The sequence below is a fragment of the Rhizobium sp. WYCCWR 11146 genome (genome assembly GCF_013591995.1).
GTDB classification, from domain to species: Bacteria; Pseudomonadota; Alphaproteobacteria; order Rhizobiales; family Rhizobiaceae; genus Rhizobium; species Rhizobium indicum.
Genome location: NZ_JACCEY010000037.1, coordinates 236,017 through 251,583 on the forward strand (window position 1 = coordinate 236,017; position 15,567 = coordinate 251,583).

The 15,567-nt window shown below is 62.1% G+C and carries 16 protein-coding genes; 15 read left to right on the forward strand and 1 reads right to left on the reverse strand.

Annotated elements, in window-relative coordinates:
- Position 1: 1 nt before the first annotated feature.
- The 10 genes from HX899_RS28790 (at position 2) to HX899_RS28835 (ending at position 8,905) form a co-directional block, all read left to right on the forward strand.
- Positions 2–1,039: a carbohydrate ABC transporter permease gene (locus tag HX899_RS28790; protein ID WP_138329511.1), complete on the forward strand. Its 1,038-nt coding sequence runs from the start codon at positions 2–4 to the stop codon at positions 1,037–1,039.
- Positions 1,036–2,085: a carbohydrate ABC transporter permease gene (locus tag HX899_RS28795; protein ID WP_003539547.1), complete on the forward strand. Its 1,050-nt coding sequence runs from the start codon at positions 1,036–1,038 to the stop codon at positions 2,083–2,085. The genes HX899_RS28790 and HX899_RS28795 overlap by 4 nt, the downstream gene beginning before the upstream one ends.
- 85 nt (positions 2,086–2,170) lie before the next feature.
- Positions 2,171–3,250: an ABC transporter ATP-binding protein gene (locus HX899_RS28800; RefSeq protein ID WP_138329510.1), complete on the forward strand. Its 1,080-nt coding sequence runs from the start codon at positions 2,171–2,173 to the stop codon at positions 3,248–3,250.
- A 271-nt stretch (positions 3,251–3,521) separates the two neighbouring features.
- Entirely contained in the window at positions 3,522–3,731 is a 210-nt protein-coding gene (locus tag HX899_RS28805) for a hypothetical protein (protein ID WP_003539563.1), read from the forward strand.
- A gap of 8 nt (positions 3,732–3,739) precedes the next feature.
- Complete coding sequence (locus tag HX899_RS28810; protein WP_181293970.1) at positions 3,740–4,114, forward strand: GFA family protein; 375 nt, start codon at positions 3,740–3,742, stop codon at positions 4,112–4,114.
- A gap of 161 nt (positions 4,115–4,275) precedes the next feature.
- Positions 4,276–5,565, forward strand: coding sequence for an efflux RND transporter periplasmic adaptor subunit (locus tag HX899_RS28815; protein ID WP_138329508.1), 1,290 nt, complete (start codon positions 4,276–4,278; stop codon positions 5,563–5,565).
- A 12-nt stretch (positions 5,566–5,577) separates the two neighbouring features.
- Positions 5,578–6,294, forward strand: a complete 717-nt coding sequence (locus HX899_RS28820; RefSeq protein ID WP_003539566.1) for an ABC transporter ATP-binding protein — start codon at positions 5,578–5,580, stop codon at positions 6,292–6,294.
- Positions 6,284–7,486: an ABC transporter permease gene (locus HX899_RS28825; RefSeq protein WP_181293971.1), complete on the forward strand. Its 1,203-nt coding sequence runs from the start codon at positions 6,284–6,286 to the stop codon at positions 7,484–7,486. The genes HX899_RS28820 and HX899_RS28825 overlap by 11 nt, the downstream gene beginning before the upstream one ends.
- Before the next feature lie 74 nt (positions 7,487–7,560).
- A complete protein-coding gene (locus HX899_RS28830) occupies positions 7,561–7,920 on the forward strand; it encodes a VOC family protein (RefSeq protein ID WP_138330053.1) in 360 nt (119 codons plus the stop codon).
- Between the two features lie 364 nt (positions 7,921–8,284).
- Complete coding sequence (locus HX899_RS28835; RefSeq protein ID WP_181293972.1) at positions 8,285–8,905, forward strand: GntR family transcriptional regulator; 621 nt, start codon at positions 8,285–8,287, stop codon at positions 8,903–8,905.
- Positions 8,906–9,044: 139 nt separating this feature from the next.
- On the opposite strand, the gene HX899_RS28840 is transcribed toward HX899_RS28835, so the two are convergent.
- Positions 9,045–9,857, reverse strand: a complete 813-nt coding sequence (locus HX899_RS28840; protein ID WP_018069601.1) for a ferredoxin--NADP reductase — start codon at positions 9,855–9,857, stop codon at positions 9,045–9,047.
- 348 nt (positions 9,858–10,205) lie between these two features.
- Between HX899_RS28840 and pcsA the strand changes: the two genes are divergently transcribed.
- Genes pcsA through HX899_RS28870 form a run of 5 tightly spaced genes read left to right on the forward strand, consistent with a single transcriptional unit; the run spans position 10,206 to position 15,524 of the window.
- On the forward strand, positions 10,206–10,934 hold the full coding sequence (pcsA, locus tag HX899_RS28850) for a phosphatidylcholine synthase (RefSeq protein WP_138389225.1): 729 nt from the start codon (positions 10,206–10,208) through the stop codon (positions 10,932–10,934).
- A gap of 9 nt (positions 10,935–10,943) precedes the next feature.
- A complete protein-coding gene (locus tag HX899_RS28855; protein WP_138329506.1) occupies positions 10,944–11,924 on the forward strand; it encodes a quinone oxidoreductase in 981 nt (326 codons plus the stop codon).
- Between the two features lie 39 nt (positions 11,925–11,963).
- A complete protein-coding gene (locus tag HX899_RS28860; protein WP_181293974.1) occupies positions 11,964–13,532 on the forward strand; it encodes an ABC transporter ATP-binding protein in 1,569 nt (522 codons plus the stop codon).
- The gene (locus HX899_RS28865) at positions 13,522–14,607 is read left to right on the forward strand and encodes an ABC transporter permease (RefSeq protein ID WP_180194204.1); all 1,086 of its coding nucleotides are present in this window, start codon (positions 13,522–13,524) and stop codon (positions 14,605–14,607) included. The genes HX899_RS28860 and HX899_RS28865 overlap by 11 nt, the downstream gene beginning before the upstream one ends.
- Entirely contained in the window at positions 14,604–15,524 is a 921-nt protein-coding gene (locus tag HX899_RS28870; protein WP_181293975.1) for an ABC transporter permease, read from the forward strand. Before HX899_RS28865 ends, HX899_RS28870 begins: the two co-directional genes overlap by 4 nt.
- Positions 15,525–15,567 lie beyond the last annotated feature (43 nt).

Genomic DNA, 15,567 nt, shown 5'->3' on the forward strand with positions numbered 1-15,567 from the left:
GATGACGGCGAAGACGGTTTCTTCTGAACCACCGGCGAGAACCGGTCTGCGGCAGGCGCTCTTGGCGCCTGTCCGGCTTGCCATGGGGATCGTCGACATTCCCATGCGTGGCTGGCAGAAACTGACCGGGCTGAACGGCATGGCGGGCGTCTTCCTGGCGCCCAACATGCTGATCTTCACCGTCTTCGTGCTGCTGCCGCTGGTCATCAACTTCATCTATTCGACGACGAGCGGCAGCGCCATCTTCCTGCAGAACAGGACCTATGTCGGCGCCGACCAGTACCGCATCCTCTTCGATTGCCGCAGCTATCTCGATCCTTCGACCTGTGCTGCCGACACCTTCTGGGCGGCGGTGCGCAACACCGCCGTCTTCGTCGTCTTCCAGGTCACAGTGATGCTGATCGCAGCGCTCGCAACGGCGCTGATCCTCAACCGCGAGCTTTCCAATCGCGGCTTCTGGCGCGCTGTCTTCTTCTTCCCGGTGCTGCTGTCGCCCGTCGTCGTCGGCCTGATCTGGAAATGGATCCTGCAGCGCGAAGGCCTGTTGAACTATGCGCTGAGCCCCTTCGGCTTCGAGCCCTTCTCCTGGCTCAGCGATCGTTTCTGGGCCTTCTTCTTCGCCGTCTTCGTCTCGGTCTGGGCGCATATGGGCTTTTATGCGCTGATCCTGCTCGCCGGCCTGCAGGCAATCCCGCGCGATCTCTACGAGGCGGCGGCGATGGACAGCGCCCGTCCGATCCGCATCTTCCGACGCATCACCCTGCCGCTGCTGATGCCGAACCTCATCGTCGTGCTGGTCTTGGCGCTGATCCGCGCCGTGCAGATCTTCGACGAGGTCTTCGTTTTGACCGGCGGCGGCCCGGGCACCAGCACCATGTACATCACCCAATATATCTATGAGACCGGCTTTGCGAGTTCGCTGCGCAATCCGGGACTGGCGTCGGCCGCCTCGATCCTGATGGGTATCGTCCTCGTCATCCTGACGCTGGTCCAGCTCGGCGTCAGTAGCCGCAATGAGAAGAAGGGAGCACGCCAATGAGCGCTGTCTCTGCCTTTCTGCTCCGCCGCCGAGGACGAGGCTGGCACTGGACGGATGTGGTCACCTGGATCTGGCTGATCTCCGGCGTCTTCCTGATGTTCGGCCCGGCCGTCTGGCTGGTCTTCTCTTCCTTCAAGACGCCGGCGGCCCTTGCCGAGTTCCCGCCCTCCTTCCTGCCCTATGTCACCGAACAGGCAGTGGTGCCGGGCTACGACAAGCCGTTGCCGCTCTATAATGTCGCAATGCCGGATGGCAGCACACGTGTGCTTGCCGAAGTGCGCCGCATCGGCATCATCGGCCAGATGGTCGATCCGAAACAGCCCGGCGAAATCGTCAAGGCGAATATCAAGGACCGCACGCCGGTGCGCCAGGTCGAATTCGCCGGCGGCAACTACACCGAACCGTTCCAGCGCTTCGATTTCTTCCTGTTCCTGCGCAACTCCGTCTTCGTCACCGTCGTGGCGACGGCGATTACGCTGCTCGTCAATTCTATGGCCGCTTTCGCCCTGTCGAAATACCAGTTCCCCGGCCGCACCGCCGTCATGCTGATGATCCTGGCGACGCTGATGGTGCCGCTTTCGGTTATCGTCGTGCCGCTTTATTCCGTCATCGGCACGCTGAACCTCTTCGACAGCCTCTGGGGCGTCATTCTGCCGACGGTCGCCACCCCGACGGGGGTATTCCTGCTCAGGCAATACATGCTGACGATCCCCGACGAATTGCTCGACGCCGCGCGTATGGACAAGGCCAGCGAATGGCAGATCTACTGGCGCATCATCCTGCCGCTGTCGGCGCCGGCTCTCGCAGTGCTGGCGATCTTCTCGGTCGTCTGGCGCTGGAACGACTTCCTCTGGCCGCTGATCGTGCTGTCGCGCAAGGAACTCTATACGCTGCAGGTCGGCCTCAACGTTTATGCCGGCGAGCTCAATGTGCAATGGCATTACATCCTCGCCATGACCGTCGTCTCGATGATCCCGGTCGTGCTGATCTTCGTCTTCCTGCAGCGCTTCATCACGACGGGCATTGCCGGCTCGGGGCTCAAATAGGCCAGCCTTAGAACAGGAAGCATGATGTTGTCCGAAAACCGCTTACACTTTTCGGCATCATGCTCGATTTGAAACAGGAGAGTGCATGAGCGGGCTCGAGCTCAGGAACATCGTCAAGAATTTCGGCGCCGTCGAGGTCATTCGCGATGTCTCGCTTCATGTCAACGACGGCGAGTTCGTCGCTTTCGTCGGCCCTTCCGGTTGCGGAAAATCGACGCTGCTGCGCCTCATCGCCGGCCTCGATAAGCCGACTGGCGGCAGCATCGCCATCGACGGCAAGGATGTTACCGCTATCAGCGCCGCCGATCGCGGCCTGGCCATGGTCTTCCAGTCCTATGCGCTCTATCCGCATATGAGTGTCCGCGAAAACCTCGCCTTTGGTCTTGAGAACACCAAGGTGGCGAAAGCCGAGATCGAAGCGCGCATCACCGACGCCGCGCGCATGCTGGAGATCGAGCCTTTCCTGCAGCGCCGCCCGGGCCAGCTCTCCGGCGGCCAGCGCCAGCGCGTCGCGATAGGCCGCGCCATCGTGCGGCGGCCGGATGCCTTCCTGCTCGACGAGCCGCTATCCAATCTCGACGCCGAACTCAGGGTCAGCATGCGCGCCGAACTGGCGGCCCTTCACGCCCGCCTGAAGGCGACGATGATCTATGTCACCCACGATCAGGTCGAGGCAATGACGCTGGCCGACCGCATCGTCGTGCTGAGAGGCGGCAGGATCGAGCAGGTCGGAACACCGCTGGAACTCTACAACAAGCCGGCCAACCGCTTCGTCGCCGGCTTCATCGGCGCGCCGCACATGAATTTTCTCGAAGGTGCGATTGTCGGTCACGAGGGCGGTTTCGCTGAGGTCGAAACCGTCGGCGGCCATCGTCTTTCCGTGATTGCCAAGGAGGCACGCCCAGCGGGCGAAAGGGTCAGCATCGGCATCCGGCCGCAGCATATCACCCTTGCCGACGCGGGCTCAGCGGGCAGGCTGGATACCCGCGTCACCCTTGTCGAGGAACTGGGCTCGGAGACCGTCGTCCACGCCGAGGCGGCCGGGAAGAAACTGATCGCGGTCTTTGCCGGCCAACAGCGGATGAAATCCGGTGACAGCCTGCCGCTGCATCTCGATCCCGATGTACTGCACCTCTTCGACGAGGACGGCCGGCGCCTGTCTTAACGAATGTCGCGCAAAAGTCGGCAGCGGTTTTCCGTACGAACAGAGCGGGATGAGGACGCGCAGAAAGCGGAAAAATCCCGATGTTCTCCAGCACCGCCGCGTCCGCTTGGCGCGGCCCGCAACCTCGGTCCGACAACCCACATATCGGCGAAAAGGTTCCAGGAAAACAACCGCATTCCCCCATGCCGGAAGCCTCGATGCGGCGCGCCGGCTCTTTCCAAATCGACGGGTCGCACTAGCTTAAAGGGGACGTGACGAAAAGGAGAAAACCATGACCGACGCACCGAATACGGCGACCCCGGCGCGGAGAGTGTTGCGTGGCCGCCCCTACAGCATTGGTGAATTTGCCAGGAAATACCGGTTGGACGACAAGGAGGCAAAGCGCCTCTACGACAAGTTCGGCCCGTCGGCCACCGAACTCGACCTGTTGATGGCAGCAAAGCGGCGCCCGCCGGGCCTGCCGACCAATCTCGACGCCTGACGGGCGCCATGGGGATCCGAACCGGAAGTTGCCTTTGCGGGGCGGTGGCATACAGGGTGGAAGGGGAGCCGCTTCGCACCGGCCTCTGCGACTGCGCCGATTGCCGCAAATCGAGCGGCTCCGCCTTCGTCTTCTTTGCGGTCTGGCCGCGCCAGGCTTTTTCCCACAGCGGCGAGATCGCCACCTTTGCCGGCCGCAGCTTCTGCCCCGTCTGCGGCGGCAGGCTTTTCTGCCTCAGGGAAGATGAGGCGGAACTCCGCCTGGGCTCGCTCGACACTCCGCCGACCGACCTTGCGCCTGGTTATGAAGTCTGGATCAAGCGGCGCGAGCCTTGGTTGCATTCGTTGCCGGGCGCGGGCCAATATGCCGAGGACGCGGATTGATAGACGCTTCGGGCGCCTGAACCAGCCTTTCCTTACCAAGATTTCATTTCACCCATCCGCAATTCCGTGCCAGTTCGGCGGCACGCTAATCGCCGGTTCATCTGCGTTGTGATTATTTCACTGCAGAGGCCGCAGGCGGCCACTGACGGATTGAGGACGCCATGAACAAAATCGTAAGCGGCAGCGAGACTGGAGCAAAGACAGGCGCAGCATCCGATCTCGCCGCGGTCCTTGCTGCATCGGGACGGCAGGGCAAGCGCAGTCGCTGGCGCGGACGCCTGCTCATCCTGCTGATCCTCATCGCTGCCGCAGCCGTCGCCGCTTATTTCTATATGGGCCGCGGGCAGAGCGAAGTGAGCTATGCCACCCAGCCGGCAAAACGCGGAGACCTGACGGTGCTCGTCACCGCCACCGGCTCCGTGCAGCCGACCGAGCAGGTGGATATATCGAGCGAGCTTTCCGGCACGGTTCGCGACGTCAATGTTGATTACAACAGCACGGTCAAATCAGGCGAAGTGCTCGCTCTCCTCGATACGAACAAGCTCGAGGCCGATGTGAAGAGCTCGCGCGCCAAGCTCAATTCGGCCAAGGCGAATGTCGTCAAGGCCAATGCCGATATGCAATCGGCAGGCACCTCTCTCGAGCGGCTGAAAAGCCTGGTCAGGAGCAACGTCTCCACCCAGCAGAGCCTCGATGACGCCAGCTACAAATATGATTCCGCCGTCGCCGCCAAACAGATCAATGAGGCCGAGGTCCTGGCCTCGGAGGCCGACCTGCAGCTTGCCGAAGTCAATCTCGCCAAGGCGAAGATCATATCGCCGATCGACGGCGTCATCCTCACCCGCTCCGTCAATCCGGGCGCCACGGTCGCAGCCTCGCTTTCGGCGCCGATCCTTTTCACCATCGCCGGCGACCTGAAGAAGATGGAGCTGCAGGTCGATGTCGACGAGGCCGATGTCGGCCAGATCGCCGTCGGCCAGAAGGCGAAGTTTACCGTCGACGCCTATCCCGACCAGACCTTTCCCGCCGAGATCGAGCAGATCCGCTTCGCCTCCGAAGTGGTCAACAATGTCGTGACCTATAAGGCGGTTCTTTCCGTCGACAATGCCGATCTGCTGCTGCGCCCCGGCATGACGGCGACCGCCGACGTCACCGTCGAGGCCGTCAAGGATACGCTGATGGTGCCGAACGCTGCGCTGCGCTACGCCCCGGCGCAGGCGGAAAGGCGCGGCCGCGGCATTTTCGGCATCTTCGGCCCGCCGCGCCAGCGCAACAATGCCGGTCCGGCGCTGAAGGGCGCTGAGCGCCGCGTCTGGGTGCTGCGCAACGGCCGCCCGGCGCCTGTTGTCATCCAGGTCGGTTCATCCGACGGCCAGTTTACCCAGGTCGTCTCCGGCGACATCAAGGAAAACGACGCACTGGTGACCGACGCCACGACGCGTGCGAACTAGGCGGAGAGACGGATGGCAAGCCCGCCGCTCATCGAATTCAGACAGGTCTCGAAAATCTACGGCGAGGGCGAGGCGGCGATCCGCGCGCTCGACCACGTCGACCTTGCGATCAACGCCCATGAATTCGTCGCGATCATGGGGCCGTCTGGCTCCGGCAAATCGACGGCGATGAACATTCTCGGCTGCCTCGATGTGCCGAGTGCCGGCGACTACATCTTCGAAGGCATTCCGACCAGCGGCTTCGACCGCAGCCAACTGACGCTGCTGCGCCGCCACATGCTCGGCTTCGTCTTCCAGGGCTTCAACCTCCTGTCGCGCACCTCGGCCGTCGAAAATGTCGAACTGCCGCTGATCTATCGCGGCATGGCGGTGCGCGAGCGGCGCGAGCGGGCCCGCGAAGCGCTGGCGCTGGTCGGTCTCACCGGGCGCGAACATCACAAAACACAGGAACTGTCAGGCGGTCAGCAGCAGCGTGTCGCCATCGCCCGCGCCATCGTCACCGAGCCGGCGCTGCTGCTGGCCGACGAACCCACCGGCAATCTCGACACGAAGACCAGCGTCGAGATCATGGATCTGATGACGCGGCTGAACCGCGAGCAAGGCATCACCATCGTCATGGTCACCCACGAGCCCGATATCGCCGCCTATGCCCAGCGGCTGCTGCGTTTCGTCGACGGCAAGCTGGAGACCGAGGTCGAGCACCGGAGGAGGGCGGATCATGTTCTTTGAGACGCTGAAGCTGGCGCTGCGGGCCATCAGCCGCAACATGCTGCGCTCGTTCCTGACCGTGCTCGGCGTCGTCATTGGTGTTGCCGCCGTCATCGCGCTGGTGACGATCGGCAACGGCACCACCGCGCAGGTCTCGACCGAGTTGTCGCGGCTCGGCACCAACATGCTGTTCGTCCGTCCCGGCCAGTTCGGCCCCGGCCGGGCGAGCTCCGAGGCCAAGCGCTTCAGCGTCAAGGACGTCGCGGCCATCCGCGACCAGATCGGCGGCCTCAGGGCCGTGGCGCCGCTCAACCAGTCGACGGCGACCGTGATTTTCGGCGGCCAGAACCATTCGACCAGCGTCTCCGGCACCACCAACGACTATTTCATCGCACAGGACTGGAACCTGGCGCTGGGCCGCAATTTCCTCCCCGCCGAGGAACGCGGCCAGGCGCGCTGCATCATCGGCGAAACGGTGCGCTCGCAGCTCTTCGGCAGCGCCGACCCCACCGGCCAGCAGATCCGCGTCGGCAAGGTCTCATGCCCCGTCATCGGCGTGCTTGCCAAGCGCGGCCAGTCCGGCATGGGCAATGACCAGGACGATGTCGTCATCATGCCGGTCAAGGTGTTCCAGCGGCGCATCAGCGGCAGCAGCAACGTGCCGCAGATCATCATCTCGGCGCGCGACGGCGTCTCCACGGCCAAGGTGCAGTCCGATGTCGAAAGTCTCCTGCGCGAGCGCCGTAAGATCGTGCCCGGCCGCCAGGACGATTTCAATGTCAACGATATGACCCAGATCGCCGAGGCGATGACCGGCACGACGACGCTGCTGACCGGCCTGCTCGGCGCCGTTGCCGCGATCAGCCTGCTCGTCGGCGGCATCGGCATCATGAACATCATGCTGGTCTCCGTTACCGAGCGAACCCGCGAGATCGGCATCCGGCTGGCGATCGGCGCGCTCGAAAGCCAGGTTCTTACCCAGTTCCTGGTCGAGGCGGTGGCGCTGTCGCTGTTCGGCGGCATCACCGGCATCGTGCTCGGCCTGAGCCTCGGCTTCGGCGCCGTGACGCTCCTGAAGGTGCCCTTCGTCTTCAGCCCGCTCATGGTCGCCGTCGCCTTCCTCTTCTCTGCCGCGATCGGCATGATCTTCGGCTATTTCCCAGCGAGAAGGGCAGCGCAACTCAATCCCATCGAGGCGCTGCGGCACGAATAATGCGCCGTGGCAAAACGCATGATGTCTCTCTACTGTTGTCAATCGAACGCAACCGCTATCGGAGGCCAAGCATCATGCCGCTCAATAGGCTGGTGATCTATGCTGGGAATGTCGAGGAAACGGCGCGCTTTTATGAGAGGCACTTCGGTTTTAAGGCGACCAGCCTGCCGGGCGACAGGATCATTGAACTCATCGCTCAGGACGGCGGTGCGAATATCATGCTGCACCAGGCCGCCAAGGGGCAGCGGAGCGGCCAATCCACGGTCAAGCTGGTCTTCGACGTGGAGGATGTCGAGGCCTTTTGCAGTCGATGCGCGGAGAATGGCCTGGAGTTCGGTGCCATCCATAAGGCCGATGGCTATCAGTTCGCCAATGCAAAAGACCCATGTCAAAATTCGATCTCGGTTTCCAGCCGGGCGTTTCGCAAGGGGTGATCGAGGGAAGGTGCCGGCCTGAGGAAACAGCCGACGCGGTTTGCCTCTATAGGCGAGGGCGAGGTTGGCGAGAAAGCCAACCGCACTCTCCGTCCTCCTCGGCCTTGAGCCGAGGATCCATGCCGCCGCTGCTGATGGATGCGTAGTGGATGCTCGGCTCAAGCCCGAGCACTACGGAGAGTGGGGTGGTCGGCAGGAGCCATTCACGGAGTAGATGCCCGCGCCTGCAATGCCATTCGCCGATTGTCAGCAGGCTCGCGAATGTTATCTATCTGTCTCTATTCTGATATTTCAATGCCGACTTGCCTTCGGTTTTTGACCATGTCACTATGTGATATATCAGACTTGGCGACGGAGCTCCTTATTGCAGACTTCTCAGAGCCATCTTGCCTATCTGGCGCTGGAGCATCTGATCGTGACGCTGGCGTTGAAGCCAGGCGCGCTTGTCACTGAAAAGCAGCTGATCGATATGGCGGGCCACGGGCGTACACCGGTGCGGGAGGCGATCCAGAAGCTCGCCTGGCAGGCGCTGATCCTGGTGAAGCCGCGCGTCGGGCTGCAGGTCACCGAGATCGCGCCTGAGGATCATGGCAATGTCATGCAGGTGCGCCGCGAACTGGAGCCGATCGCGGCAAGCCTTGTCGCCGAACATGCGAGCGACGAACAGCGCGCGCGCCTCATCGATTGCGCCCGCGCGATGGAGGAATGCGCCGTCACCGGTGATCTCGCCGGCTTCTTCGCCGCCGACAAGGCCTTCGACGAAATCCTGGAAGATGCCTGCCCGAACGGCTTCATCACGGCAGCACTCGGCCCGGTGCAGACGCATTCACGTCGCCTCTGGTACTCCAAGGCAAGCCCGGAGCGCATGGATCGCGCCATCGCGTTGCACGTCGCCGTCATCCGCGCCATCCATCAGGGCAGGCGGGATGAGGCGCGCAGCACCATGGCGGTGTTGATCGACTACCTCAGCCAGACCCCTACATAATTCCTTAAATCGAAATCGGTTTAAGGAATTATGCAGCATTCAAAGCGCTACAGCGTCCTTTGCGCGTCTGAAAGACGCGCGGCGCTGTAGAAACGGCCCCGTTTCCGGAGCCGCCATAGGTCTGATTGTCAGAAATGCTTTAGCCGACGAAAGCGCGCTCGATGACGAATTCGGCGGGCTTGCTGTTGGCGCCTTCATCGAGGCCGGCCTTCTCGAGCAGTTCCTTGGTATCCTTCAGCATGGCCGAGGAACCGCAGATCATACCGCGGTCGATTGCCGGGTCGAGCGGCGGTACGCCGAGATCGGTGAACAGCTTGCCGGAGGAGATCAGGTCGGTGATGCGGCCGCGATATTCGAAATCCTCGCGCGTGACTGTCGGATAGTGGCGCAGCTTGTCGCCGACGACTTCCTTCAGCAACTCGTCGTTCTGAATCTCATGCACGAGGTCGAAGCCGTATTTCAGCTCGGCGACATCACGCGTCGTATGGGTGAGGATGACTTCCTCGAACTTCTCATAGGTCTCGGGATCACGGATCAGGCTGGCGAAAGGCGCAATGCCCGTTCCCGTCGAGAACATGTAGAGACGACGGCCGGGCGTCAGCGCATCGAGCACCAGCGTGCCCGTCGGCTTCTTGCGCATCAGCACCTGGTCGCCCGGCTTGATCGCCTGCAAATGGGAGGTGAGTGGGCCGTCCGGCACCTTGATCGAGAAGAATTCAAGCTCTTCGGCCCAGGCGGGGCTGGCGATCGAATAGGCGCGGAACACCGGCTTGCCCTCGACCATCAGGCCGATCATCGCGAATTCGCCGGAACGGAAACGGAAGCCCTGCGGCCGGGTCATCGTGAAGCGGAAGAGCCGGTCGGTATAGTGCGTGACATCGAGCACCGTCTCGGCATAGACGCCGGCGGGGATGGACAAGGCGAAGTCTTCGGTCTTTGCAGGCGCGTTCATTTCGGTAGCGGATCCCGTTTTCGTCGGATGAACTGTCGGATGCGAGCGAGATATTACATATCGGGCCGGAATTAAAGGCATTCCATTCCACGCGACGCTTCTAAAGGGAAATATGCATGTCATTGTCAGGATTCAATGGCTGGCGGGGAATGTCGTATTTCCCGCTGGCGAAGCCGGGCAAAGGATGCATATTAGAGCAGCACGCCGGAAACGGATGCCGATTTTCGGCAAAAACGGTGCGACAACAAAGACCTACGGCGTCGAACCCGATTCAGCAACAGGGTTCGGCGATGGTGGCGAAAAAAAAGATGCTTGCCGGGGCGAGCGCGATAGGGCGGTCGGGGGAATATGAAGATTTTCAACTACAAGCGTGTTCCTTACGCGGAGATGCGCGCCTTTTCCGTCCATATCCTGACGGCATCCGGCTCCTTCCTTGCCTTTCTCGGTGTCGTTGCCGCCGCCGAGCACCGCTTCATCGACATGTTCTGGTGGCTGGGACTTGCGCTTCTCGTCGACGGCATAGACGGGCCGATTGCCCGCAAGGTGCGCGTCAAGGAAGTGCTGCCGAACTGGTCGGGCGATACGCTCGACAATATCATCGATTACGTCACCTATGTGCTTCTGCCGGCCTTCGCGCTTTATCAGAGCGGCATGATCGGCGAGCCCTGGTCCTTCGTCGCCGCCGGCATGATCGTCGTCTCCAGCGCCATCTACTATGCCGATATGGGCATGAAGACGGATGAGTATTTCTTCTCCGGCTTCCCCGTCGTCTGGAACATGATCGTCTTCACGCTGTTCGTCATCGATGCCAGCGCCACGACGGCGCTCACCGTTGTTATCGTTTCGGTGGTGCTGACCTTTCTGCCGATCAATTTCCTCCACCCGGTTCGGGTCAAAAGGCTGCGCCCGTTCAACCTCGGCGTCTTTTTCCTATGGTCGGCGCTCGGCATTTTTTCGCTGCTGATGCATTTCGACACGCCCGAATGGGCGCTCATTCTCTTCATCGTGACCGGCGCCTATCTTTACGTCATCGGCGCGGTGCTGCAATTCTTCCCCGCCCTTGGACGCGAAGCTTAGGATAGGCAGATGACCAAAACGCAGGCGGTTTCATTCTCGAGGACGGGCGGGCCGGAGGTTTTCGACTATGTCGAGATCGATCTTCCCTCACCCTCGGCGGGCGAAGTGCAGATCAGGCAGGCGGCGGTCGGGCTTAATTTCATCGATGTCTATTTCCGCAACGGCACCTACAAGACGCCGCATCTGCCCTTCGTCACCGGCAAGGAGGGCGCCGGCACCGTGACATCGGTCGGCCCCGGCGTCGAGGGTTTCAAGGTCGGCGACCGTGTCGCCTACGCCAGTGCCGACGGCGCCTATAGCGCCGAGCGCAATGTCGAGACGCGGCATCTGGTGCATGTGCCCGAGGGAATCGAGCTCGAAACGGCAGCGGCGATGATGCTGAAGGGCATGACCGCCGAATATCTCTTGAACCGCACCTTCAAGGTCGGCCCGCAGACGGTCCTGCTGTTCCACGCCGCTGCCGGCGGCGTCGGCTTGATCGCTGGCCAATGGGCAAAGGCGCTCGGCGCCACCGTTATCGGGACGGCGGGGTCGCAAGACAAGATCGAGCTGGCGCTCACCCATGGCTACGACCATGTGATCAACTACAAGAGTGACAGCTTCGTCGACCGTGTCCGCGACATCACCGGCGGCAAGGGCGTGGATGTTGTCTACGATTCGATCGGCCGGGATACTTTTCCACAGTCGCTCGATTGTCTGAAACCGCGTGGCCTTTTTGCCTCCTTCGGCCAATCCTCCGGTCCGATCGAGAATTTCACCCTCGCAATGCTGGCGCAGAGGGGCTCGCTCTTTGCGACGCGGCCGACGCTCTTCACCTATATCGCCGCGCGTCAGGAACTGATCGACAGTGCGAAAGCGCTATTTGATATTGTGCAAAGCAACAAAGTGCGTATCAATATCAATCAAACATATCCGCTGCGTGAGGTTGGGCAGGCTCACGCGGATCTGGAAACAAGAAAAACAACAGGAACGACGCTGCTGATTCCATGAGATCCGAACGGACCGGTTGGCAGAAGAAATGAGGGGAACGTGTCGCCATTGAATGTGCCGGATTCCGGTGCGTTATTATCGGTCCAGAAGCTGACGAAGTTCTTCGGTGGCTTTGCAGCCTGCAATGAAATCGATCTCGATATCGCGCCGGGCGAAATTCATGCGCTTCTCGGCGAAAATGGTGCAGGCAAATCCACCCTGGTGAAGATGCTGTTCGGCGTTCTCGAACCGACGGGCGGGCATATCCTCTGGCAGGGCCAGCCGGTCGCGATCGCGTCGCCCGGTGAAGCCCGCAAGCTCGGCATCGGCATGGTCTTCCAGCATTTTTCGCTGTTCGAGGCGCTGACGGTTGCCGAAAACATTGCCCTGTCGCTCGATCACGCCATCCCGATCGACAAAATCGCCGAGGAGGCGAGGGCGCTGTCGGTCGCCTACGGCCTGCCGCTCGATCCGCATGCCCATGTTGCCGATCTCTCAGTCGGCGAGCGCCAGCGCATCGAGATCGTCCGCGCGCTGCTGCAGAACCCGAAGCTGATCATCCTCGACGAGCCGACCTCTGTGCTGACCCCGCAGGAGGCGGACAGGCTGTTCGAGACGCTGTTCAAGCTCCGCGCCGAAGGGCGCTCGGTTCTCTATATCAGCCACCGCCTGGAAGAGGTGCAGCGTATCTGCGATCGCGCCACCGTCTTGCGCCATGGTCGCGTGACCGGCGCCTGCGATCCGAAACAGGAAACGCCGGCCTCGCTCGCCCGCATGATGGTCGGCAGTGAAGTGGCTGTTGTCACGCATCCGGAGCGTAGTGACAGAGGCGAGGTGCAGCTTGCCGTCGCCAGTCTTTCCGTCGCCGCGCGCACCCCTTTTGCCATGCCGCTGCGCGATGTGTCGATGGCGGTGCGCTCCGGCGAGATCCTCGCCATTGCCGGTGTCGCGGGCAACGGCCAGAGCGAGCTCTTCGATGCTCTCTCCGGCGAATATCCGGTCGCCACGGCCGAGGCGATCGTCATCCGCAAAAAGCCGGTCGGCAACCAGGGTATTACCGCCCGCCGTCTTCTCGGCGCCGGCTTCGTGCCGGAGGAGCGCCATGGCCATGCCGCCGTCTCCGCCATGAAACTGTCGGACAATCTCGTCCTTGCCCGCAATCAATCGGATCGCAAGGCGTTTCTGGGCCTGCTCGGCATCATCCGCCACGCGGCAGTGAAATCCGCCGCAAGGCGCATTTCCGAGGCCATGGATGTCCGCAAGAGCGGCGATGACCCGGCCGCTGGCTCGCTGTCGGGCGGCAACTTGCAGAAATTTATCGTCGGCCGCGAGCTCGACCGCCAGCCGGCGGTGCTCGTCGTCAACCAGCCGACCTGGGGCGTCGATGCCGGGGCGGCGAGCCGCATCCGCCAGGCGCTCGTTGATCTCGCAAGAAGCGGTTCGGCCGTCGTCGTCATCAGCCAGGATCTCGACGAGATCTTCGAAGTGGCGACCGATATTGCCGTCATCTGCGAAGGCCGTCTTTCCCGCCCGTTTCCGGCGGGCGAACTGACGCGGGAAAGGATCGGCTTGCTGATGGGCGGACTGCACGAGAGCAGCTCCGCCCCGGAGGCGCCCCATGCGCATTGAACTTGAAAAACGGCCCGACGTCTCGAAGCTTTTCGCCTTCGTCTCGCCGCTGCTTGCCCTTGTCCTGACGCTGGTATTCGGCGCCATCATGTTCGCCATGCTCGGCAAGGATCCGGTCGAAGCACTCGACGCCTTCTTCATCGAGCCGCTGCTCGAGGTTTGGTCGCTGCACGAACTGGCGATCAAGGCCGCGCCGCTGATCCTGATCGCCGTCGGCTTGGCCGTTTGTTATCGCTCGAACAACTGGAATATCGGCGCCGAAGGCCAGTTCACCATCGGCGCCATCACCGGCTCCTATCTGCCGATCATCTTCTACGACTGGCATTCTCCGCTGGTGCTGCCGCTGATGCTGATATTGGGCGCGCTCGGCGGTGCGCTCTTCGCCGCCATTCCGGCGCTGTTGAAAGCGCATTTCAACACCAATGAAATCCTGACATCGCTGATGCTGGTCTATATCGCCCAGCTCTTCCTCGACTGGCTGATTCGTGGCGCCTGGCGCGATCCGCAGGGCTTCAACTTTCCAGTCTCGCGTGATTTCGCGCCGGAAGCGGTGCTGCCGGCGATCTGGGAAGAGTCGGGCCGCGCCCATTGGGCCTTCATCTTCGCCATCATTGCGGCGGTCGGCGCCTGGTTCATGCTGCGCTATACGTTGAAAGGCTTCGAGATCGTCGTACTCGGCCAATCGGAGCGGGCAGGGCGCTTTGCCGGATTCTCGTCGAAGAAGATGATCTGGTTCAGCTTTCTCTTCTCGGGCGCTCTTGCCGGCCTTGCTGGCATCAGCGAGGTTTCCGGCTCGATCGGCCACCTGCAGCCGGCGATCTCGCCGGGCTACGGCTTCACCGCCATCATCGTCGCCTTTCTCGGCCGCCTCAATCCGCTCGGCATCATCGCATCGGGCCTGGTGCTGGCGCTGACTTATCTCGGCGGCGAGGCAGCACAGCTTTCGCTCGGCGTTTCCGACAAGGTCACCCGCGTCTTCCAGGGGCTGCTGCTCTTCTTCGTGCTCTCCTGCGATACGCTGATCTATTACAAAATCCGCCTGGTCTGGTCGCGGGTAAGGGGCAGGGCGGCATGAGCATCTTCGAAGCGATTCTGCTGACCGTCATCACCGCCTCCACACCGCTCGTCATCGCCGCACTCGGCGAACTCGTGACCGAGCGCTCCGGCGTTCTCAATCTCGGTGTCGAGGGCATGATGATCATGGGCGCGGTCGGTGCCTTTGCCACGGCACAGCTCACCGGCTCGGCCTATATCGGCATTGTCGGCGGCGTCGTCAGCGGCGCGCTGTTTTCGCTGTTCTTCGCCTTCCTGACGTTGACGCTCGTCGCCAATCAGGTGGCGACAGGCCTTGCGCTGACGATCCTTGGCCTCGGCGCCTCCGGCATGCTCGGCGAGGCTTTCGTCGGCGCGCCCGGCGTCCGTTTGCTGCCAATCGAAATCCCGGTGCTTTCGGCCATTCCCTATATCGGAACGGTCCTCTTCAAGCAGGATCTGATCTTCTACCTGTCGATCCTGCTTGTTATCGCCGTCAACTGGTTCCTCTTCAAGAGTCGCACCGGCCTGAAGATCCGCGCCATCGGCGATAATCACGCCTCGGCGCATGCGCTCGGTATCGACGTCATCCGCATGCGTTACCTCGCCGTGATGTTCGGTGGCGCCTGCGCCGGCCTTGCCGGCGCGCAGCTTTCGCTGATCTATACACCGCAATGGACAGAGAACATGTCCGGCGGGCGCGGCTGGATCGCGCTGGCGCTCGTCGTCTTCTCCTCATGGCGGCCTTGGCGCCTGCTGGCCGGCGGTTATCTCTTTGGGGCGGTAACGATCCTGCAACTGCACGCGCAGGCCTTCGGCATCGGCATTCCCTCGCAGTTCCTCTCGATGCTGCCCTATGCGGCGACGGTTGTGGTCCTCATCATCATCTCGCATAATCGGCGCACGACGTTGATCAATACGCCGGCCTCGCTCGGCAAAGCCTTCGTGCCGGACCGGTGAGCAACAACAACAAGACGGGTTTCGAAACTTCCAACCAACAGGG